We start from the raw sequence: 21,854 nt of genomic DNA on the forward strand, positions 1-21,854 counted from the left end.
ATTTAAAATCATGTACAATAACTTCATAATCTAAGTATTTTATTTTCATATTATTTAGAGTAATCTATAATAGACTCTATAGTTTAATTTCAGTTTTTTAAGTATTTCTGATAGACTAAATCATAATTTTGATCAAAATTTATTTGATAATATTTAATTTTGATGTAAATATAGCGAAGTATATATAATTTGCGACATAAGATTTTTAGTACTTTATTCTTTCTAAATATGATTTTTATTATGTTTAAACAATAGTAATGGGGTATAATTTTATGAATACAAAATTTATAACAGCATCCGTTTTTGCTTTCGTTTCAACTTCTGTAGCCCAAGCTGCAGATGTGATAGTTCCTCAGCAATCAGAGCAGGTCGTTTCATCAGTTAAGGTTTTTCCATCTTTTTCTTGGACAGGTGTTTATTTGGGAGCTCAAGTTGGTAATTTTTCGAGCAAAAGTTCTGCAACCGTACCTAATGTTGATATTCCTCTTTATCCTGATGAAAGTAGTAGAAATAAGGAATGGTTAGCACTTGATAAAAAGTATATGCCTAAACTTTCTGGATTTTTAGGTGGGTTTTATGCAGGTGTTAATTTAGGGCTCGATAATCATTTTATTTTAGGAATTGATACGGATATACTTTTATCTAACAAAAAGGATACAAAAAGTACTATCCTTACAGAGAAATCAAGTAGTGAATCAAGTACTGAATCAAGCACTGAATCCACTGCGAGTGGATCTGATAATGAGGGATCTGATAATGAGGCAAGTACAGAGAGCAAAGCAAAACATCATAAAAAAGCAAAGGTTATGAAAGGTTATGTTGGTGGAGTTTCTCGGTCAGTTGTGAAGAATAAAAAAGAGGTAGAAAATAGTATATCATTTTTTCATACTTTGAAACAAAAATGGACCGGTGCTACACGCGTACGTATTGGTTATTCTGCTGGTCGTATGCTACCCTATATAGCTGGTGGTATTGCTTATGGACAGTTGCAGGATATTTTATCGATCTCAATTACAGGAGAAGATCCCTTTGATAAAGTATCAGATGTTACGAAGACAATGGTTGGTTATACCATTGGCGGTGGTGTTGACTTTGCAATGACAGATAATATGATCATACGTGCGGAATACCGTTATTCTGATTTGGGTAAGAAGAAATTTAAAGACGAAATTGAACTTAAGTATAAAACGAATGATTTTCGGGTCGGAATAGCTTACAAATTTTAGTTTTTTAAGATTAAAATGACTTAAGAGGTCCTATCAAGATAGGACCTCTATCGTATTTTGCTCTCTTATAAAATAGAGCTTTATAGCCCCCAAACTTCAAATAATTCTAAGTTATTGTGGTAAAGTATAAAGAGTTCTTTTTAGGTGTTTATAGTTTAGAATAAAAATTTTCAGATTCATATGGCATAGCCAGATGCTTATCAAAGGCAATATGATTCGCATTTTTTATTGTTACAGTTTTCTATAAGATAACATTACGATAATGGTACAAAAAGCCGTTTCACTTTTTAAAACGAAATAAGGAAAAACTCACCTAGAGTGGTGCGGACGGCGGGACTTGAACCCGCAAGGTCTTCGACCGGCAGATTTTAAGTCTGCTATGTTTACCGTTTTCATCACGTCCGCGATAAGAGACCTCTCATAAGCTATATCTTTTGTTGAATCAAGAACTAATGAACAAGAAAGAAACTTTTCATTTTTTGTAAGATTTTAACTGACAAAAGTTGTCTTTATAGTTAGAAGAAGGTTGTATAATATTAATACAGCATGAAGTGATTGGTGTTTATGAGCAAATTTATTCAAGACGTAACTAAAGCGATGGTGGCTTTGCATCATGTATTTGCTGAAACACCACTTCAACGAAATGATTTTTTAAGTCAGAAATATGATGCAGAGATTTATTTGAAACGTGAGGATTTAACACCGGTGCGTTCTTATAAAATTCGTGGTGCTTTCAATTTTGTTTCAGAAATGCTTAGTAAGGTATCGCAAGATAGTGCATTTGTTTGTGCATCGGCGGGGAATCATGCCCAAGGGCTATCTTTTGTTTGTCGCTATTTTAAACGTAAAGGCGTGATTTTTATGCCTGTGATGACCCCACAACAGAAAATTGATAAGACACGCATTTTTGGTAAAGAATTTATTGATATTCGTTTTGCTGGCGAGACGTTTGATCAGTGTTATGAGGCAGCACAATCCTTTGCTAAGCAGAGTGGTGGTGTGATGGCACCGCCTTTTGATGATATGCATATTATTACTGGGCAGGCGACAGTTTTATGTGAAGCTATTTCACAATGGAAAAAACGTAATGGAGAAAGTGAGCCGGATTTGATTATCGTACCGGTAGGTGGAGGTGGTTTGGCCAGTGGTATAAGCAAATTTTTAAGTGAATATGATTGGAAAACAGAGCTTCGTTTTGTTGAGCCACAAAAAGCTGCAAGTTTACTTGCTTGTCTGAAGAGTGGAAAACGTGTCAAACTTGAAAAAATTGATACATTTGTGGATGGTGCTGCGGTGGCTGAAATTGGAGTGCTAAATTATAAGATCTTGAAAAATTTTTCACCAGATTCGGTTATTACAGTTCCTGAGAATCGTATTTGTTCTACAATGGTTGAGATGCTTAATGTTGAAGGTGTGGTTCTTGAACCAGCGGGTGCTTTGTCAATTGATTCTCTTAATAGTTTTGCTCCTGAAGAGTTAAAAGGCAAAAAAATTCTTCTTGTTGTTTCAGGGGGAAATTTTGATTTTGAACGTTTGCCAGATATTAAAGAGCGTTCACTACGTTTTCAGGGATTGAGAAAATATTTTATTTTTAGTTTTCCACAACATCCTGGTGCATTACGTCATTTTCTTGCGCAATTATCTCCAGATGATGATATCGTACGCTTTGAGTATCTTAAAAAATCAGCGAGAAGCTTCGGTTCTGTATTGGTCGCAATTGAAACAAAAAAATACGATAACTTTTCTCTTTTAGAGAAAAGATTCCAAGCTTTAGGTTGGCTTTATCGTGATATTACTGATGATCAAACATTATTTGATTTCGTTATTTGAACAATTAAAATTTTTATGAAAATAAGAAATATAAAATGAGATCTCTTTTTTATTTTGTACTGAGTCTGTTTTTGTTTTTCAATATTGCTAAACCAACTTTGGCAATTGAACCAATGGCAATACAAAAAGCTGAACTTTCAAGATTAATTATTGATGTTAATAACGCCATAAAAAGTAGAAACTTTGAGTCTCTTTCTATTTATATGCCGGATCGGCTTTATAAAGAAATGGCGCGTCGATTGAATACGACAGAGGATAATTTACGTGATAGTTTAATTAAGCAGATTCGCGTACAGTTTGAGAGATTTCCTTCTGGCACTTATCATTTAGATGAAACAAATGTAGAATATCAACAAACAGATAAGGGGAGTTTTTATGCTTTAATTCCTACGATACTTGAAGCAAAAGAGCACACCGTTCTCTATAAGACTTTGGCGATTTTTGATGAAAACAAGTGGTATTTAATCTACGGTGGTCAGAAAACAGTACAAAATCCAGTTTTTCTTGAGATTTATCCTGATTTTGAAAGAGTTCATTTACCAAAGGAAACAATTATAAAAAATAATAGATAAAAATGTTGTTTTCTTATTATTGTTCAATAATTTTTACAAATCCCTTGCTTTTTTAGCATAATACTATCATAATAGAATTAAAGATGTTTAAGCCGGTTCGTGAGCTTTTTATAAAATGGAATTTATGCATCTTTATCCTTATTCTAGGGTACGCGTGGGTTGCGCAAATCACTTTTTCAGGAACTGCTTCACTCGTTTAATAGGTCAATATTTCTTTTTGCGGATTCTTGAACAAGAAAATTAGCTTATTACTCTTCATTGAGAATTATTAAGCTGAGGAAAGATTTTATTTTGAATATAAGTAGAGAAAATGTTTTCATTAAGTTGGGTTTGCCCGCTCTTTTGAATAAAAATTTGCGTACAGCTGGTATATATAGACCAAAGCCTATTCAAGAACAAGCTATCCCTGTGATGCTAAAAAGACATGATATCTTAGGTATTGCACAAACAGGCTCTGGTAAAACATTAGCCTTTGGTTTACCTATACTGAGTCAAATTTTGGCTTTGGGTGATAAGCGTTGTCCTAAAACTGCGCGTGCTTTGATTTTAGCCCCTACACGTGAACTCGTTGTGCAGATTGATGAAACAATTCGAATTATGGCAAAAGGAACACATCTCTCGACCTGTCTTATTTTAGGTGGAGTATCACGTTTAAAACAAATTAAACGTATGGAAGCAGGTGTGGATGTTTTAATAGCAACGCCGGGGCGTTTAAGAGATCTTATTCGTGAAAAATATGTTGATCTTTCTCAATCTCGTTTTTTGGTTTTAGATGAAGCAGATCGTATGTTAGATATGGGCTTTATCAATGATGTACGGCAGATTGCAAAGCTATTGCATCAAGATCATCAGACAGCACTTTTTTCTGCGACAATGTCGAAGGAAATTACTATATTGGCACAATGTTTGCTTAATAATCCTATTAAAATAGAAGTTGTTCCTCAAGGAACTACAGCTGCTGGCGTTACCCAAAAATTATATTGTATTCCTACCTGTGAAAAAAAGAATGTTTTAAGTAAGCTTTTAAAAAATCCAGTTTTTTCTTCGGTTATGGTTTTTACTCGGACAAAACATGGTGCTGATTCTGTTACACGTCATTTAAAAAGAAGTGGCTATTCTGTCGCAACAATTCATGGAAATAAATCACAAAGTGCTCGCCAATCAGCTTTAAAAGCTTTTCGTGAAAAATCGGTACAGATTCTTATTGCGACAGATATTGTTGCACGCGGTATTGATATAGCAGAAATAAGTCATGTTATTAATTATGATTTACCTGATGAAGCTGAAAGCTATGTACATCGTATTGGTCGTACAGGACGCAACGATGCATCTGGTGAGGCACTCACATTTTTTGATGAAAAAGTAGAAAAGGCGCGATTGGATTCTATAGAGCGCTTGATTCGTATAAAACTAGTGCGCGAATCTATTCCAGAACAATTTACAGCATTTGCAGAAAAATCAATTATGCTAGAAGATAGAGAAAAAGAAAAAAGTAAAAAAAATCTTAGGAAATCTAACTCCCAGAAGCGATCTTTAGGATGTAAAGATGTTTTGGCACAGTCACAGGGGAGCAACTTTTCGTCTGCAAATGAAAAATATAAAAAAGCCAAAAAAAGGGCAAAACGTGCGAAATCTTCTCGTTTAAGAAGAATGGCAAAGAAGGCAGCTTGAATGAGAGTTAAAGAAAATAAATGACAAAAATAGTCGTTACAGCACTACTCTAATGGAAATAAGCTTGGAAAGAATCTCTGATTCGAAGAAATTTAAGAGATATAGTAAGAAAATTCCATTCTCATATTCTAAATCTAATAATACTATTAAAAGCAGTAAGTTACATTGCTTAAAACAATAAGTGGCTCCCCGGGCCGGATTCGAACCAGCGACCAACCGGTTAACAGCCGGTTGCTCTACCGCTGAGCTACCGGGGAACAACGCTCAACTATCTCACTGCAAGGGCTATAGCAAAGCAATACTGATTTGCAAAGGATAAAATTATATTTTTTAAAAAAAAATATTAAAAACTACATAAAAAGAAGAAAAAAGATTAGAGAAGATTTCTATATCTTGACGGATGCGTTGCCTTCCCTTATTGACACTTCTATATTTGTTGATGAGGCCTCGTGGCGGAATGGTTACGCAGAGGACTGCAAATCCTTGTATCCCGGTTCGATTCCGGGCGAGGCCTCCAGCCAATTTTTAAAATGGCTTTGGGGGATCTTATGTGAAAGAAATTATTTCCCTCCATAGTAAGAACGTTTTTATATGACAGAAAATGCGATTAAAATCTAAATTGTTGACTGTCGCGTACTTTTTTGCAACATCCATAGTAAAAGGTTTTTAATCTTCCTTGTCACTATTTTGTTTGTTGTTGTTTGTATGTAGGAGAAAATAATCATTATGGTTGCAGACTTTGCAGAGCTTCGTCGCAAAATGGTTGACAATCAAATTCGTACGGTAGATGTTACGGATTTATCAGTTCTTGAGGCATTTTTAATCGTACCGCGTGAAGATTTTATACCTCAAGAGAGGAAAGCTTTAAGTTATCTTGATAGTGATATTGTTATATGTCCAGCGCAAGGTGGTTTACCTGCCTGTTATTTAATGGGGCCGGCATCTTTGGCAAAATTATTACAGCTTGCAGCTGTTAAACCATCTGATATCGTTTTAGATATTGGGGCCAATAGTGGATATTGTGCTGCATTGCTTTCAAAGATTGCGGGATCTGTGATTGCTTTAGAAGGGAATAAAACTCTTTCGGAACAAGCTGCTGAAATTTTAGAACGTAATCAATGTGATAATGTGGTTGTTGTTCATGGACCATTAGAACAAGGTTATGCCGCTGAGGGACCTTATGATGTAATTTTTATTGAGGGTTCTGTTGATTTTATTCCAGAAGCTATCTTTGATCAAATGAAAGAAGGTGGACGTCTTGTAGTGGTTGAAGGGCATGGTAATGCTGGTGTTGCACGAATCTATATAAAAGAAGATGAAATTATTTCAGCTCGCCGTGCTTTTAATCTCGCTGTGAAACGTCTTCCTGGTTTTTTAAAAACACCTGATTTTGTATTTTAGTACTTGTTTTTTATGATTTAAAAATAGTTTTGTAATATTGGGATGTGTTATTGTGAGTATTGTGTTTAGAATAAACAAAAAATTTCAGGCGTGTTTTTTGCTGTTGTTAAGTGTTTGTCTATCAGGAGCGGTTTGCGCTGAAACGTTGATGGATGCGTTTTCTAAAGCTTATGTAAACAATGCTAAATTGAATAGTGAACGAGCAGCTGTGCGTATATCTAGTGATGATGTGGTCATTGCACGGTCCGGTTTATTGCCGCAAATTGAAGGAGTTGGGAGCTATGGGCGTAATAAGGCTGTAATGGGACCTTATACTACTTCTGGGTCTATTGGGATAAAATTAAATCAAAGGTTATTTGATGGCTTTATTACGCAAAATACGTTTTTAGCTGCTCAGCTTAAGTTACAGGCGCAGCATGAATATCTTCGTAATGCTGAGCAAAATGTGTTTTTAGATACTGTAACGGCATATGCTAATCTCTATCAAGCGCGTCGTATTGCTGATCTTCGGAGAGAGAATTTGGCAGCTCTTGAAGAGCAAGTTCGTTCGAATAAAGCAAAATTTGATGTGGGAGAAGGGGGGCGTGTTGATCTTTCTCAGGCGCAAGCTGCACGTTCTGTGGCTGTTTCAGAGCTTAGTCTTGCACGTGCTGATGTAAAAGCAGCAGAAGCTGTTTATAGACAGGTTGTTGGTTCTGATCCTGAAAGATTGAAACGTCCACCAGTGGCACAGGGGTTGCCTGTAAATCTTGATACTGCTTATCGAATAAGTGTTGCGTTACATCCAGCAATTCTTTATGCACAGTATTTAATTGATGCACGCTCTTATAATGTAAAAGCAAAAGAAGGCGCTTTACTTCCTAAAGTTGATTTTTCTGCAGCAGCTTCTTATAACCGTATTTATAGTGGTGTTGGAGAGGATGGTGTTTCTAAATCTATAGGATTATCAGTGCATATTCCAATTTTTGAAGGTGGGCGTACCTCTGCGCAGATTCGCCAATCAAAAGAGCAGTTGGGGCAGGCACATCTTCAGCTTGATTTGGCTAAGAGTAGTACGAGACAAGCGCTTACTTCTGCTTGGTTTCAGTTAGAGGGGGCACGCGCATCTGTTATTGCATATCGTGAAAGTGTTCGTGCTGCTGAAATTGCTTTTAAAGGCCGTATTCAAGAAAACCATGTGGGACAGGCAACAACGTTGGATGTTTTAAATTCTCGAACGCAGTTAATTAATGCACAGATTGCCCTTGCTATGGCAGAACGGAATGTTGTGGTTGCTAGTTATAGTGTTCAATCATTTATTGGGAAATTAACTGCAAAGTATTTAGGCTTAAAAGAGGTTAAATATATTCGATAAATAGAAAAAACGATTCTTTCAAATTTACGAATAATTTTGTTTTAAAAAGATCAATTAATTAAGGATTGGATGTGTTAAAAAACTGTGGTTAGGTGCTATTTTATAAATGAAGAAAGTTGTGTGGAGCACTTTCTTCATGACAACATGACAAAGAGAGTTATTGATCTTATGATTCTTTTTCTTACACTAAGAGTGTGATTCTGTTTGTTGTTGCGTTTTTGAGAGGTTTTAAAGTATGGTACAGAGTTCAAGCGTGTTACGTGAGCCAAGTATGGATGAAATTTTGACATCTATTCGCGAAATAATCGAAGAAAATGCAGTTCAGTCCGATCACTTTTTAAGTGAAAATGTTGCGGTGAATTCCTCTACAAATCATTCAGCAGAAGCATCGGATGGTGTTTATGATACGACGTTGTCTGTTGATGATGCGATGAAAGCTTTGGCTGATCGTATTGGCCTTTCTTCTGAAAATCAGGACTTTTCTTTAACGCAAGAAAAAGAAAATATAACAGCGGAAAATAATACGGTTGGCGTAGATATGCAAAAGGTGAAACTTTCTTCTGAAGAACAAGATTTTGTTCATAAAGCAAAAAAATATAATGATGAGGCACGTGTATCTCAATCGGAGAATATGGCTGCTGGACGTGTAGAATTATCTGCATATTGTATTTCTTCTGCAGAGAAGATTGCAAGGGATGTATTGCGTCCAGCTATAGCAGAATGGTTACAAGATAAATTGCCTATTTTACTTGAAGATATTTTACGGGAAGAGATTGTTAAGGCAATTAAGAAATCATCTTAATTCTTTATCTTCTCATTTTTTATGAGAGTTTTGTCTCTTGTTTTGCAGACTCAATGATGAATACAGTTTGCGGAATGATGTAGTTTAATTTTTGATGATATAGTGTTTTTTCAGCGGCGTTATGGGTGGAGAGAATGTTAGAGAAAAACTATGATGCTGCTTCCATAGAGCGACGCGTTGCAAAGAAGTGGGAGGCTCGTGGCGCTTTTAAAGCGGGAGTGGGTTCGAACAGTAACAAAGAAGCTTTTTGTGTTATGCTTCCGCCACCCAATGTTACGGGCTCACTTCATATGGGACATGCACTTAATACGACAATTCAAGATATTGTTGTGCGATTTCAACGGATGCGTGGTAAGAATGTATTATGGCAGCCGGGTATGGATCATGCAGGGATTGCTACGCAAATGGTTGTCGAACGTCAACTTGCAGAACGTCAAGAGCCAACGCGCCAAGAAATGGGAAGAGAAAAGTTTGTTGAGCGTATTTGGAAATGGCGTCATGAAACAGGGGGCATTATTTCAAACCAATTACGCCGTCTTGGTGTTTCATGTGATTGGTCACGTGAGCGCTTCACAATGGATGAGGGGTTATCTCAGGCCGTCCGTGAAGTTTTTGTTACGCTTTATAAACAGGGGTTGATATACAGGGATAAGCGGCTTGTTAATTGGGATCCTAAGTTATTAACAGCTATTTCGGATCTTGAAGTTGAACAAAAAGAAGTTAAGGGACATTTGTGGCATTTTAGATATCCACTTGAAGATAAAACTTTTGATCCGAATGATCCAGAAACTTTTATAATAGTGGCGACAACACGCCCCGAGACCATGCTTGGTGATACGGGAATTGCGGTTAATCCTGAGGATGAACGTTATAAAAATCTTATAGGTAAAAATGCTCTTTTACCACTTGTTGGTCGTAGATTATTGATTGTTGGTGATATCCATGCCAATCCTGAAGAGGGAAGTGGTGCCGTGAAAATTACACCAGCACATGACTTTAATGATTTTGAAGTAGGAAAGCGAAATAATTTACGTTTAATCAATATTTTTACACAAAGAGCTGAGATTTTTCTTCATGGGAATGAAGAGTTTTTTGATGGTTTGACTTTATCTGATGAATTAAAAAAATTGGTAGAACAGCTTGATCAATCTGATCGTTTCGTCGCGCGTGATCAAATTGTTTCTTTAATGGAAAAAAGAGGCTATTTAGTTGCTGTTGATGATCATCCCCATACCGTTCCCCATGGTGATCGTAGTGGGGTACCTATAGAACCCTTCTTGACAGATCAATGGTATGTTAATGCTGCTCAATTAGCTAAGCCAGCAATAGAGGCTGTTCATCAAGGCAAAACGCAATTTGTTCCTGATAGTTGGAAAAAAACCTATTTCAATTGGATGCAAAATATTCAACCTTGGTGCATTTCGCGTCAATTATGGTGGGGACACCAGATTCCAGCTTGGTATGGTCCTGATGGCACTGTTTTTGTTGAAAAAACTGTAGAGGAAGCTTTAGATTCATCTTTTTCTCATTATGGTAAAGTGGTTAAGTTAACGCGTGATCCAGATGTTTTAGATACTTGGTTTTCATCGGCTCTTTGGCCTTTTTCTACGTTAGGTTGGCCCAATAAAACGACAGAATTAGCTACCTTCTATCCGACTTCTCTTTCGGTTACAGGATTTGATATTATTTTCTTTTGGGTCGCTCGTATGATGATGATGGGGCTTCATTTTATGGGTGATGTTCCTTTTCCAACAGTTTATGTGCATGCTCTTGTTCGGGATCAGAAGGGAGCAAAGATGTCAAAGTCGAAAGGCAATATTGTTGATCCATTAGAGCTCATAGATCAATATAGTGCAGATGCGCTTCGTTTTACTCTTGCCATTATGGCAGCACAAGGACGTGATGTAAAACTTGATCCTTCTCGTATTGCTGGTTATCGTAATTTTGCTACGAAGTTATGGAATGCTACTCGATTTGCAGAAATGAATGGTGTTAAGCATGATCCAACTTTTAAGCCAGAAAAGGCAAAGCTTGCTCTTAATCGCTGGATTTTGACAGAATTGTCTAAAACTGTTTTAGCTGTAACAGCCGGTATTGAAAACTATAAGTTTAATGAGTCTGCTAGTATACTTTATCGGTTTATTTGGAATACATTATGCGATTGGTATTTGGAACTTCTCAAACCTATTTTTCAAGGTTCAAATGAAGATGCTAAAAATGAAGCTCAAGCGTGTGCTGCTTGGGTTTTAGATGAAGTGTATAAGATTCTTCATCCTTTTATGCCTCATATGACAGAGGAGCTCTGGTCTCTTACAGAAACAATAGGCATGGAACGTAAGGATATGCTGGCATTGACACAATGGCCAGAGGCAACGTTTATAGATGAAGAAGCAGCAGCTGATATTAATTGGCTTATTGATGTTGTCAGTGAGATTCGATCTGTTCGTTTTGAAATGAATATTCCAGCAGGTATTTTGGCACCTCTTATTATTGTAGAGGGAGGAAAAATAACAAGAGAGCGTATACAGCATTATGATACTCTTCTTAAAAGGTTAGCGCGTATTGAAACAATTGACTTTTCTGATAAAATTCCAACTGTATCTGCGCAAATGATTATAGGAGAGGCGATTTTTTGTTTGCCATTAGGGCAGTTGATTGATTTGGAGACTGAACGTACTCGTTTGATGAAGGATATTAGCAAAATTACACAAGATATTGAAAAGGTATCAATAAAATTAAACAATCCTAAATTTATAGAAAATGCGAAACCGGAAATTGTTGAGGCGGAACGTAATAGGATTATAGAATTACGTGCAGCGCAGAAAAAAATATCTGTTGCTTTAGAGCGTCTAGCGTGATTGTTATCTTTCTTGTGCTCATTTATAGATTTTTGAAGAAACTTTTTTACCTTCAATCTTATTTTTAGTGTTTCTTAGAAAGATCTTATGCAAAGTTTATAAAAATACCCCCATTTTGTGTCTATTAAAGTTATAGATTATCGCTATCATTCTATAATCGTTCTTATGTTATGATTATTGCGGGCAAAAGTTTGTTTATGCTAGAGTTCAGCTATTTTGAGATTATTTCTTAATAAATACATTTTTTATGGAATAGTTTTTTGAAAAAAGTAGCTGCGTATAGAGAGCGTTGTGAGCAGATATCATGATTAAGCCTAAGATAAGGGGAATTTTTTATATGATAAATAGGCTTGAGGTATGGAAAAAATCTGTGATTGTTCTGACTTTAGGAGGACTTCTTTCCATTGTTTATGTAAAAAATGTCAATAGTTGGCAAAAAGTATCTGATAATTCATTTTATTTTTTAAAACGTGGTATGTCTGCCTATAAAAACGGACAAATAAATCAAGCGATTTCAGCATTGCGCTGTGCTGCTAATATGGGGCATATTGGTGCAAATTGGAAACTAGGTTGTATCTATGCAGAGGGTGATGGTGTAGCGAAAGATGATTATCAAGCATATCGTTTTTTTGCATATATTGTTAAAAAAGGTGCTGATCTTGGTTCAGAGAATGAAAGCTATGTTTCTGATGCGTTAGTTAAACTTGCAGGCTATATCAAAAAAGGTATCCCTCAATCGCCTGTAAAAGCCAATCCTTCTTATGCCGCTCGTCTTTATATGCAGGCTGCGGTGAATTATGGAAATCCTCAGGCTGAGTATTATTTAGGAAAAATATTTTTCAACGGAGAAGGAAGAGAAAAAAACCTTGTACAGGCAGCACGATGGTTTCAATTATCGGCAAAAAAAGGAAATCCTCCTGCTCAAGCAATGCTTGGAAATATGTTGCTTCAAGAAGGAGATATCATTCGCGGTGTAGCGATGTTAACTGCAGCCTATAAAAAAGCAAATGCAAAAGATAAAGACTGGATTCGTCCTTTACAAGAACATGCTTTTGCTACTTGTAATGAATTTGAGAGACGTGCAATAATATCACTGGCAGCGGATATTCTAAAAAATAACAGTTTTTGAGTATTGATTGTTACATTCCTTAATGAAACAGTATAAAAACTTAAATTCTTGTATTTTCTTTTGCAATAGAACAAGCTTTTTCCATAGATCATAATTAATGACTTAGGATTTTAGACAAAAATTCTTGGGCACGTTGTGTTCTCGCTTCTGGGGCAGAAAAGAACTCTTTAGATGAACAGTCTTCTAGAATTTCTCCTTGATCCATAAAGATAATACGTTCAGAAACTTTTTGTGCAAATCCCATTTCATGTGTTACACAAATCATTGTCATACCTTCTTTTGCTAAGCTAATCATGACATCTAGTACTTCTCCAACCATTTCAGGATCGAGAGCAGATGTAGGTTCATCAAAAAGCATGACAAGAGGATCCATGGTTAAGGCACGTGCAATAGCAACACGTTGTTGTTGACCTCCGGAAAGTTGTCCTGGGTATTTATTTTTATGTTCGATAAGTCCAACGCGTTCAAGATATAATAAACCACGCTCAAGTGCTTCTTTTTTACTGCGTTTTAAGACCTTAACTTGTGCGATTGTGAGATTTTCTGTGACAGATAAATGTGGAAAAAGTTCAAAATGCTGAAATACCATTCCTACTTGACTGCGTAATTTAGGCAGATTTGTTTTTTTTGAATGGACAGGTATTCCATTAATAAAAATTTCTCCCTTTTGAAAAGGAACGAGAGCATTAATGGTTTTTATAAGCGTTGATTTACCTGACCCTGATGGTCCACAAACTACAACAACTTCTCCTTTATTAATATTTGTTGTGCAGTTTTTAAGAACATTAACTTCGCCATACCAGTTAGAAACATTTTTTATTTTAATCATATGTGTCGACATTTTTTTTTTCCTGTTAGCGAATGATAGATACTTTTTTCTGTATATACAAAACTATTTGTGACAATGTAAAACAGATAACAAAATAGAAAATAGCTGCTAAGACATAAGCTTCTTGCTTAACACCAAAATTATTTGCAACGATATCAAAACCATTTAAAAGGCTATTTCCGCTGATTGCATAAACAAGAGTTGTATCCTGAAAAAGGATAATAACTTGTGTTAAAAAGACTGGCAACATGTCTCTAACGGCTTGAGGTAAAATGACAATATACATATTTTGCCAATATGTCATTCCAAGAGCTTGTCCTGCATATTTTTGCCCTTGCGAAACTGACTTTATGCCGGCACGCATAATCTCTGCAAAATAAGCAGTTTCAAATGCAGTAAAGGTAATAAGTGCTGATTTATTGGCACCGATCGATTCACCAATGAGAAATGGTAAAAGCACAAAAAACCATAAGATGACCATGACAAGTGGTACTGAGCGCATGACCGTTATATAAATTATTGCCGGCCAAGAGAGTAGTTTAAAAGAAGAAAGCCGCATCATTGCTAAGAGCGTACCGAAAATAAGCCCAAAGACTGTCGCAAAAAGGGTTAAAAAAATGCTAAACAGTAAGCCTTCTACAATGTAAGAACGAAATATATCAAAGGTAAAGAATGAAAAATCAAAGCCTGAAAAATTGAAAGGAAAGTACAAATCAAACTGAGAGGTTATAAAATCTATCATGTTCAATTCTCTCCCGTTTGAAAATTAGGAACTTTGAGCATTTGTTCAATCACTGTCATAATAATGAATATGAATAACGCGATGACAATATAAAGAATTGTAACAAGCAAATAGTTTTCGTAAACATGGCTTATTTCTTCAATTGCTTGATATTGGAACTGCATGAGTTCATTTATGGAAACGGCAAATGCTATAGATGAGTTTTTGACAATGCCCATTGCTTCTGAAGTAAGAGGAGGCATGATTGTACGCATAGCACGCGGCAGTATAACATAGCGATAACTTTGATAAGTTGTAAATCCCATTGCCATAGCTGCATAGCGTTGACCAGAAGAAATCGCTTCAATACCTGAGCGCACCTGTTCTGCAATACGTGCAGATGTAAAGAAACCCAATGCACATGTTATTAAGAGAATCGGTGAGAACTTTACTGCAGGTGGGTAAAGTTTGGGAACAACAAAATACCACAAAAACACTTGTACAAGGAGAGGAATATTTCGCATAATTTCCACCCATATACCAGCAATAGTGCGTAAGACACGATTGATTATAGTGCTATTGGGTAGAGTGCGCATTGTTCCTATAATAACACCACAAAATACAGCTAAAATTAGTGAAGAGATGGATAATAAAACTGTATTTTTAAAACCATCAAGTAGTGTATCTAAATAAGTGTGCGTTGTGCCAGGAGTTCCTAAACATCCTGCTACTAGTGTTTGTGTAAGATCATCTCTACAAAGGAAAGAAAAGTCCATTAATTCATATTTCCTAAATTAAGTCATTTACAAACAGAGTAATAAATTAACTGCTTTATATAAGCAAACTTTATTAAAAAATGAACTAAAACATAACCACATTCAATTTTTAAAGAACATAGCAATTCTTATAGAGTGTGGTTATGCTTTTGAAAATTCTATAAATTATTTTCTATATAGCTTTCTCTTGGCTTATTATTTGGGTGTTCCCAAGCATATTTTGTTAATGTTGATAAGGGAAGATTCATAATAGCATTTGTAGGAGGAATTGGCTTCATAAACCACTTATCATAAAGTTTTTTGAGTGATTCGTCTTTTATTTGACGCACAATACTATCGTTAATTGCGTGTTCAAAATTTTTATCATTTAACCGTAGCATACAAGCAATTGGTTCAACTGAAAGTATAGGATCAAGGATCACATAATCAGATGGATTTTTGGATTTAGCAATATGTCCAGCGAGAATTGATGCATCCATAACAAATGCATCGGCACGACCAGATTCTAGTAGGAGGAAACTATCCCCATGGTCTTTTCCTTTTACGACATTAAAGTGAATATTTTTCGCACGTTTGTTTTTACGGATCAGTTGAACAGATGTTGTTCCGGTGGTTGTTGCGACTGTTTTTCCATTTAAATCAGTAAGAGATTTAATGTGAGAGTTTTTCTTTACAGCAATCCGAACTTCTTCAACATAAGTGGTATAAGCAAAAGCTGCTTCTTTACTTCGGGCAATATCATTTGTTGTTGAGCCACATTCAAAATCGTAGGTATTATTTTGTAAGAGAGGAATTCTATTTTGTGATGTAATGGGGAGATAATGAACTTTAATTGGCTTGCCAATTTTTTGGGAAATATCGCCAATGATACGTTCAGCCATTTCCGTGTGGAAACCTACATATTTACCGTTACCAAGAGCATAGGCTAGACCTGATGATTCTCGTACACCTAGAGTAATTTCTCCTGTTTTTTTAATTTTTTCTAGTGTATCATTTGCGGCATACACGACATTTGTCAGCCCGATGGTAGCCACTGCAATAAATGTTAACAGTGATTTTTTCATTCTATCCTCCATTTATTTTCTTGTTTTTATTTTTGATACTAAACTGCATCGTTTAGCACATTTTTAATCTCTTAAGCGAGTGATTTTTTATTCTTTTAAAACAAGTTTTATAATTTATCAAAGGCAATTCAGGTGTATCCAAACGGGAGTATGATCTGATGGTTTTTGATAGCCTCTTACTTCTATTTGACTATAAGCGCAGATGAGTTGATCAACAGCTTCTGGGGATAAGAGAAAGTGGTCAATGCGAATCCCATTATTTTTAGGCCATGCACCAGCTTGAAAGTCCCAAAAGCTAAAGGAAGGGATATCTGTAACGTTGCGCAGAGCATCATAAAAACCTAAATGAATAATTCGTTGAAATGCCTGTCTTGTTTGTGGAAGGAATAAGGCGTCATGACTCCATTCTTGAGGATTTTTTGCATCCAGTGGAGTAGGGATGACATTATAATCACCGGCTAAGACAAGAGGCTCTTCATATGCAAGCAGTGATTTTGCATGTGTATATAATCTTTCCATCCATTCTATTTTATAAGGATATTTGTCACTATTGACAGGATTTCCATTTGGTAGATAAAGGGATGCAACACGGATAGCTCCTTTATTGGTTGAATACACTGCTTCAATGTAACGTGCTTGCTCATCATTACTATTTCCTGGTAATCGGCGAATAACCTCATCAGGTGTTTTTTTTGAAAGAATAGCAACACCATTAAAGCTTTTTTGTCCGTGTGTTTCTATGTGGTATCCTAAGCTTTCAATAGCGTCTCGGGGAAATTTTTCATCGGTACTTTTAATTTCTTGAAGACAGATTATATCAGGCTGATTGTTTTGTAGCCATTGATATAATGTTTCATGTCGTGCTTTTATGCCGGCAATATTCCACGTTACTATTTTCATGGTGCTCACCATAGAGATCTTTATAACTTGTTAAAAGGTGTTTTTATAAATGTCCCCTATAATATTGTGTTTTCCCTTATTAAGGGAAATATTACTATGATAATTTCATTTATCATAAGTCCTCATAAAAAGCTAAATTCAGACATTATTGTTTAATTTATTTTCACTTTTTAAAAAAAACTGATGTTTAGTTCTTGACGAATGTATATGTTCTAGTTATTAAAAACCACTACAGTCGACGTGAAAATGATGATGTTTTAGGATATTTTCTTAAAAGGTCATTAAAGCGAGGATTGTTTTAAAAGATTAAAAGCAAATGCGAGTGCAAGAGGCTTTTGCCTTCTCTGCTTGTGTCGGGTAAACTGTTTATAGCAGCTCTACCCGATTTTCTGTGTAAGCTTATATATCTGTTCTTATTGGATTGAATAGATAGAAATAGAAAAAAGCCCGAATGGGTGAAGTGAACTTAGATTTAAAAGAGGAAGGTTGCATGCCTACCGTAAACCAGTTGATTCGTAAGCCGCGTGTGATGCCTGTTAAGCGCAATAAGGTTCCTGCGCTTCAGTCGAATCCACAAAAACGTGGTGTTTGTACACGTGTTTATACAACGACTCCAAAAAAACCAAATTCTGCTCTTCGTAAAGTTGCTAAGGTCCGTTTAACGAATGGATTTGAGGTAATAGGTTATATCCCTGGGGAAGGGCATAATCTTCAAGAGCACTCTGTTGTAATGATTCGTGGCGGTCGTGTAAAAGATTTGCCAGGGGTTCGTTATCACATTATTCGTGGATTGCTTGATACTCAAGGTGTCAAGAATCGTAAACAGCGTCGTTCAAAATATGGCGCAAAGCGTCCAAAATAATATTGAGAGACAAAGCTAATGTCCCGTCGTCATAGAGCAGAAAAACGTGAAATTAATCCAGATCCTAAATTTGGTGATTTGGTTATTACAAAATTTATGAATGCCATTATGTTTGATGGTAAAAAGTCAGTTGCTGAGCGTATTGTTTATGGTGCGCTTGATTCCGTGGAGAAAAAAGTAAAAAAAGATCCTGTGGCTTTATTCCATCAGGCGTTAGATAATGTTGCTCCTCATATTGAAGTTCGTTCGCGGCGTGTTGGTGGTGCTACTTATCAAGTTCCAATTGATGTGCGCCCTGATCGCCGCCAAGCTCTTGCTATTCGTTGGTTGATTGCGGCAGCGCGTGGACGTAATGAAACGACGATGATCGATCGTCTTTCTAGTGAGTTGGTGGATGCTGCGCATAATCGCGGTTCTGCAGTTAAGAAACGTGAAGATGTTCATCGTATGGCTGAAGCTAATCGTGCATTTTCTCATTATCGCTGGTAGGCTTGTTTAAAATTTAAGGCAAATAGAATGGCTCGCGAATATAAAATTGAAGATTATCGTAATTTTGGGATTATGGCGCATATTGATGCTGGTAAGACCACTATGACTGAGCGTATTTTGTTCTATACAGGAAAAAGCCATAAAATTGGGGAAACTCATGATGGTGCTTCTACGATGGACTGGATGGAGCAAGAACAGGAGCGTGGTATTACGATTACATCTGCAGCAACAACTACCTTTTGGGAGGGGCGAGATGGTCGGAAACGACGCTTTAATATTATTGATACGCCGGGGCACGTTGATTTTACAATTGAGGTTGAGCGTTCTCTACGTGTTCTTGATGGTGCAATAGCATTACTTGATGCTAATGCGGGTGTGGAGCCGCAAACAGAAACTGTTTGGCGACAGGCGGAGAAATATCGTGTGCCGCGTATGGTTTTTGTTAATAAAATGGATAAAATAGGTGCTGATTTTTATCGTAGTGTGGAAATGGTTGGTTCTCGATTGGGGGCTAAAGCGCTTGTTTTGCAGTTGCCAATTGGTGCTGAAAATGATTTCGAGGGTGTAGTTGATCTTGTTGAGATGAAAGCATTAAAATGGGATGGTTCCATTGGTGCTTCCGCTGTAATTGATGAGATTCCTTCTGATTTGAAAGAAAAAGCAGAAGAATATCGCGAAAAACTCATTGAAATGGCGGTTGAAGTTGATGAGGCTGCTACGGAGGCTTATCTTGAAGGCGTTATGCCAACAGATGAGCAGCTTGTTGCTCTTATTCGTAAAGGAACAATAGAGGTTCAGTTTCATCCTGTTCTTTGTGGTACAGCTTTCAAGAATAAAGGTGTGCAGCCGCTTTTAGATGCTGTTGTTGCATATCTTCCTTCTCCAGTTGATATTCCGGCGATTAGAGGTGTTGATGTAAAGACTGAGTTGGAAACAACACGCGAATCTTCAGATGAAGCTCCGCTTTCTATGCTTGCTTTTAAAATTATGAATGATCCTTTTGTTGGGTCGTTGACTTTTTGTCGTATTTATTCTGGTAAAGTTCAAAAGGGTATTTCGCTTGAAAATACTGTAAAAAGAAAGAAGGAGCGTTTGGGTCGTATGCTCCAAATGCATTCAAATTCTCGTGAAGATATTGAGGAAGCTTTTGCTGGTGATATTGTTGCTCTCGCAGGGCTTAAAGAGACGACAACAGGTGATACTCTCTGTGATCCCTTGAAACCTGTTATTTTGGAACGAATGGAGTTTCCAGAGCCCGTTATTGAAATTGCGATTGAGCCAAAGACAAAGGCAGATCAAGAAAAAATGGGTATTGCTCTTAATCGTTTGGCGGCTGAAGATCCTTCGTTTCGTGTAAAGTCGGATGAGGAATCGGGGCAGACTATTATAGCTGGAATGGGTGAGCTTCATCTCGATATTATCGTTGATCGTATGCGACGTGAATTTAAGGTAGAGGCGAATATTGGACAGCCACAGGTTGCCTATCGTGAGTCAATTACAAAATTGGCAGAAATTGATTATACGCATAAAAAGCAATCTGGTGGTGCAGGGCAATTTGCTCGTGTGAAAATTATTTTTGAACCTCATGATGGTGATGATTTCGTTTTCGAGTCAAAGGTTGTTGGTGGTGCTGTTCCTAAAGAATATATTCCTGGTGTACAGAAGGGAATTGAGAGTGTTATGGGGTCAGGACCTCTTGCAGGGTTCCCTATGCTTGGTGTAAAAGCAACTTTGATTGATGGTGCTTATCATGATGTTGATTCTTCCGTCTTAGCTTTTGAAATTGCTGCTCGTGCAGCTTTTCGTGATGGGGCAAAAAAGGCTGGTGCACAGCTTCTTGAACCAATTATGAAGGTTGAGGTTGTGACTCCGGAAGATTATGTTGGTGATGTTATTGGTGATCTAAACTCTCGTAGAGGACAGATTTCTGGAACTGAGGCGCGTGGCATTGCGACAGTTGTGAATGCAATGGTTCCTTTGGCGAATATGTTTGGTTATGTAAATAATCTTCGTTCAATGAGTCAGGGGCGTGCGCAGTATACGATGCAGTTTGATCATTATGAGCCTGTTCCTTCGGCTGTTGCTGTGGAGATTCAAAAGAAATACGCGTAATTTAGATTATGTAATTAATTTTTAACTTAGTCCTTGGTTTGGACGGAAAATGGAGAGCTCAAATGGCAAAGAGCAAATTTGAACGTACGAAGCCGCATGTTAATATTGGAACGATTGGTCACGTTGATCATGGGAAGACATCTTTAACAGCAGCAATTACGAAGTTTTTTGGTGAATTTAAAGCGTATGACCAAATTGATGCAGCACCTGAAGAGCGTGCGCGTGGGATTACTATTTCTACAGCGCATGTTGAATATGAAACAGAGAAGCGTCACTATGCCCACGTTGATTGTCCTGGTCACGCAGATTATGTGAAAAACATGATCACGGGAGCAGCGCAGATGGACGGAGCGATTTTAGTTGTTTCAGCAGCAGATGGTCCAATGCCCCAGACACGTGAGCATATACTTCTTGCTCGTCAGGTTGGTGTTCCAGCAATTGTTGTTTTTCTTAATAAGGTTGACCAAGTTGATGATGCGGAGCTTTTGGAATTAGTTGAGCTTGAAGTTCGTGAGCTTTTATCAAAATATGATTTTCCAGGAGATGATATACCAATAGTTAAAGGATCAGCGTTGGCTGCTCTTGAAGATAAAGATAAAAGCATAGGAGAAGATGCTGTTCGTCTTTTAATGAGTGAGGTTGATAATTATATACCGACTCCAGAACGCCCTGTTGATCAGCCATTTTTGATGCCGATAGAAGATGTTTTTTCAATTTCTGGTCGTGGAACAGTTGTGACAGGTCGTGTTGAGCGTGGTGTTATTAAAGTTGGGGAAGAAATTGAGATAATTGGTATTCGTCCTACTTCAAAGACGACGGTTACAGGTGTAGAAATGTTCCGTAAGCTCTTGGATCAAGGACAAGCGGGAGATAATATTGGTGCACTTCTTCGTGGTGTTGATAGAGAAGGCATTGAGCGTGGACAGGTTTTAGCCAAGCCTGGTTCTGTTACGCCTCATACCCGTTTTAAAGCAGAAGCCTATATTTTAACGAAAGATGAAGGTGGTCGTCATACGCCGTTTTTTACGAATTACCGTCCTCAATTTTATTTCCGTACAACGGATGTTACAGGGATTGTTACACTTCCAGAAGGTACAGAAATGGTGATGCCTGGTGATAATGTTGCAATGGATGTTTCACTGATAGTTCCAATAGCAATGGAAGAAAAGCTTCGTTTTGCTATTCGTGAAGGTGGTCGTACTGTTGGTGCAGGTATTGTTTCTAAAATCATTGAGTGAATATGGTTGTAGAAGAGCAC

General features: G+C 36.9%; 18 protein-coding genes and 3 tRNA genes. 14 read left to right on the top strand and 7 right to left on the bottom strand.

The annotated features are described in order from the left end of the window. The first annotated feature begins 272 nt into the window (after window positions 1–272). Window positions 273–1,226 carry an outer membrane protein gene (locus K3248_RS06810; RefSeq protein ID WP_220717640.1) on the top strand — a complete coding sequence of 318 codons (954 nt, stop codon included), beginning with the start codon at window positions 273–275 and terminating at the stop codon, window positions 1,224–1,226. 319 nt (window positions 1,227–1,545) lie between these two features. Here the strand turns inward: K3248_RS06810 and K3248_RS06815 are convergent. After that, a tRNA-Leu gene (locus tag K3248_RS06815) sits at window positions 1,546–1,631 on the bottom strand. 159 nt (window positions 1,632–1,790) lie between these two features. Here K3248_RS06815 and ilvA point away from each other — a divergent pair. From ilvA to K3248_RS06830, 3 genes are all read left to right on the top strand, one after another. Beyond that, window positions 1,791–3,056 carry a threonine ammonia-lyase IlvA gene (gene ilvA, locus K3248_RS06820; RefSeq protein ID WP_220717641.1) on the top strand — a complete coding sequence of 422 codons (1,266 nt, stop codon included), beginning with the start codon at window positions 1,791–1,793 and terminating at the stop codon, window positions 3,054–3,056. Window positions 3,057–3,091: 35 nt separating this feature from the next. Beyond that, the gene (locus K3248_RS06825; protein WP_220717642.1) at window positions 3,092–3,628 is read left to right on the top strand and encodes a hypothetical protein; all 537 of its coding nucleotides are present in this window, start codon (window positions 3,092–3,094) and stop codon (window positions 3,626–3,628) included. Window positions 3,629–3,919: 291 nt separating this feature from the next. Next, window positions 3,920–5,299: a DEAD/DEAH box helicase gene (locus K3248_RS06830; RefSeq protein ID WP_220717643.1), complete on the top strand. Its 1,380-nt coding sequence runs from the start codon at window positions 3,920–3,922 to the stop codon at window positions 5,297–5,299. 182 nt (window positions 5,300–5,481) lie between these two features. Here K3248_RS06830 and K3248_RS06835 read toward each other — a convergent pair. Further along, window positions 5,482–5,556: transfer RNA gene (locus K3248_RS06835), tRNA-Asn, on the bottom strand. Window positions 5,557–5,742: 186 nt separating this feature from the next. Here K3248_RS06835 and K3248_RS06840 point away from each other — a divergent pair. The 6 genes from K3248_RS06840 (at window position 5,743) to K3248_RS06865 (ending at window position 12,843) form a co-directional block, all read left to right on the top strand. After that, window positions 5,743–5,816, top strand: a tRNA-Cys gene (locus K3248_RS06840). 209 nt (window positions 5,817–6,025) lie between these two features. Beyond that, entirely contained in the window at window positions 6,026–6,700 is a 675-nt protein-coding gene (locus K3248_RS06845) for a protein-L-isoaspartate O-methyltransferase family protein (RefSeq protein ID WP_220717644.1), read from the top strand. Between the two features lie 97 nt (window positions 6,701–6,797). Continuing rightward, window positions 6,798–8,054, top strand: coding sequence for a TolC family outer membrane protein (locus K3248_RS06850; protein ID WP_503826673.1), 1,257 nt, complete (start codon window positions 6,798–6,800; stop codon window positions 8,052–8,054). A gap of 235 nt (window positions 8,055–8,289) precedes the next feature. Next, entirely contained in the window at window positions 8,290–8,856 is a 567-nt protein-coding gene (locus K3248_RS06855; RefSeq protein WP_220717646.1) for a DUF2497 domain-containing protein, read from the top strand. A gap of 134 nt (window positions 8,857–8,990) precedes the next feature. Next, a complete protein-coding gene (locus tag K3248_RS06860) occupies window positions 8,991–11,714 on the top strand; it encodes a valine--tRNA ligase (RefSeq protein ID WP_220717647.1) in 2,724 nt (907 codons plus the stop codon). A 337-nt stretch (window positions 11,715–12,051) separates the two neighbouring features. After that, the gene (locus K3248_RS06865; RefSeq protein WP_220717648.1) at window positions 12,052–12,843 is read left to right on the top strand and encodes a tetratricopeptide repeat protein; all 792 of its coding nucleotides are present in this window, start codon (window positions 12,052–12,054) and stop codon (window positions 12,841–12,843) included. A 94-nt stretch (window positions 12,844–12,937) separates the two neighbouring features. Here K3248_RS06865 and K3248_RS06870 read toward each other — a convergent pair whose 3' ends face one another. The 5 genes from K3248_RS06870 to xth all read right to left on the bottom strand — a co-directional run bounded on the left by K3248_RS06870 (window position 12,938) and on the right by xth (window position 17,133). Next, window positions 12,938–13,729 carry an amino acid ABC transporter ATP-binding protein gene (locus K3248_RS06870; RefSeq protein ID WP_371875521.1) on the bottom strand — a complete coding sequence of 264 codons (792 nt, stop codon included), beginning with the start codon at window positions 13,727–13,729 and terminating at the stop codon, window positions 12,938–12,940. Beyond that, the gene (locus tag K3248_RS06875; protein ID WP_220717650.1) at window positions 13,698–14,414 is read right to left on the bottom strand and encodes an amino acid ABC transporter permease; all 717 of its coding nucleotides are present in this window, start codon (window positions 14,412–14,414) and stop codon (window positions 13,698–13,700) included. The genes K3248_RS06870 and K3248_RS06875 overlap by 32 nt, the downstream gene beginning before the upstream one ends. A 2-nt stretch (window positions 14,415–14,416) precedes the next feature. Then, the gene (locus tag K3248_RS06880) at window positions 14,417–15,169 is read right to left on the bottom strand and encodes an amino acid ABC transporter permease (protein ID WP_220717651.1); all 753 of its coding nucleotides are present in this window, start codon (window positions 15,167–15,169) and stop codon (window positions 14,417–14,419) included. 158 nt (window positions 15,170–15,327) lie between these two features. Further along, entirely contained in the window at window positions 15,328–16,233 is a 906-nt protein-coding gene (locus K3248_RS06885) for a transporter substrate-binding domain-containing protein (RefSeq protein WP_220717652.1), read from the bottom strand. Between the two features lie 117 nt (window positions 16,234–16,350). Continuing rightward, window positions 16,351–17,133 carry an exodeoxyribonuclease III gene (gene xth / locus K3248_RS06890; protein WP_220717653.1) on the bottom strand — a complete coding sequence of 261 codons (783 nt, stop codon included), beginning with the start codon at window positions 17,131–17,133 and terminating at the stop codon, window positions 16,351–16,353. A gap of 490 nt (window positions 17,134–17,623) precedes the next feature. On the opposite strand from xth, the gene rpsL reads away from it, so the two are divergent. From rpsL to tuf, 4 genes are all read left to right on the top strand, one after another. Then, a complete protein-coding gene (gene rpsL, locus K3248_RS06895; protein ID WP_220717654.1) occupies window positions 17,624–17,995 on the top strand; it encodes a 30S ribosomal protein S12 in 372 nt (123 codons plus the stop codon). Window positions 17,996–18,013: 18 nt separating this feature from the next. Then, window positions 18,014–18,484: a 30S ribosomal protein S7 gene (rpsG, locus tag K3248_RS06900; RefSeq protein WP_220717655.1), complete on the top strand. Its 471-nt coding sequence runs from the start codon at window positions 18,014–18,016 to the stop codon at window positions 18,482–18,484. 27 nt (window positions 18,485–18,511) lie between these two features. Next, window positions 18,512–20,596, top strand: coding sequence for an elongation factor G (gene fusA, locus K3248_RS06905; RefSeq protein ID WP_220717656.1), 2,085 nt, complete (start codon window positions 18,512–18,514; stop codon window positions 20,594–20,596). A 62-nt stretch (window positions 20,597–20,658) separates the two neighbouring features. Then, on the top strand, window positions 20,659–21,834 hold the full coding sequence (tuf, locus tag K3248_RS06910) for an elongation factor Tu (RefSeq protein WP_220717578.1): 1,176 nt from the start codon (window positions 20,659–20,661) through the stop codon (window positions 21,832–21,834). Window positions 21,835–21,854: the final 20 nt, after the last annotated feature.

Source organism: Bartonella raoultii (assembly GCF_019659805.1).
Classification (GTDB): Bacteria; Pseudomonadota; Alphaproteobacteria; order Rhizobiales; family Rhizobiaceae; genus Bartonella; species Bartonella raoultii.

Coding starts and splice junctions, on each gene's coding strand:
- K3248_RS06810 (WP_220717640.1), top strand. CDS start 273: ATGAATACAAAATTTATAACAGCATCCGTTTTTGCTTTCGTTTCAACT.
- ilvA (WP_220717641.1), top strand. CDS start 1,791: ATGAGCAAATTTATTCAAGACGTAACTAAAGCGATGGTGGCTTTGCAT.
- K3248_RS06825 (WP_220717642.1), top strand. CDS start 3,092: ATGAGATCTCTTTTTTATTTTGTACTGAGTCTGTTTTTGTTTTTCAAT.
- K3248_RS06845 (WP_220717644.1), top strand. CDS start 6,026: ATGGTTGCAGACTTTGCAGAGCTTCGTCGCAAAATGGTTGACAATCAA.
- K3248_RS06855 (WP_220717646.1), top strand. CDS start 8,290: ATGGTACAGAGTTCAAGCGTGTTACGTGAGCCAAGTATGGATGAAATT.
- K3248_RS06860 (WP_220717647.1), top strand. CDS start 8,991: ATGTTAGAGAAAAACTATGATGCTGCTTCCATAGAGCGACGCGTTGCA.
- K3248_RS06865 (WP_220717648.1), top strand. CDS start 12,052: ATGATAAATAGGCTTGAGGTATGGAAAAAATCTGTGATTGTTCTGACT.
- K3248_RS06875 (WP_220717650.1), bottom strand. CDS start 14,414: ATGATAGATTTTATAACCTCTCAGTTTGATTTGTACTTTCCTTTCAAT.
- K3248_RS06880 (WP_220717651.1), bottom strand. CDS start 15,169: ATGGACTTTTCTTTCCTTTGTAGAGATGATCTTACACAAACACTAGTA.
- K3248_RS06885 (WP_220717652.1), bottom strand. CDS start 16,233: ATGAAAAAATCACTGTTAACATTTATTGCAGTGGCTACCATCGGGCTG.
- xth (WP_220717653.1), bottom strand. CDS start 17,133: ATGAAAATAGTAACGTGGAATATTGCCGGCATAAAAGCACGACATGAA.
- rpsL (WP_220717654.1), top strand. CDS start 17,624: ATGCCTACCGTAAACCAGTTGATTCGTAAGCCGCGTGTGATGCCTGTT.
- rpsG (WP_220717655.1), top strand. CDS start 18,014: ATGTCCCGTCGTCATAGAGCAGAAAAACGTGAAATTAATCCAGATCCT.
- fusA (WP_220717656.1), top strand. CDS start 18,512: ATGGCTCGCGAATATAAAATTGAAGATTATCGTAATTTTGGGATTATG.
- tuf (WP_220717578.1), top strand. CDS start 20,659: ATGGCAAAGAGCAAATTTGAACGTACGAAGCCGCATGTTAATATTGGA.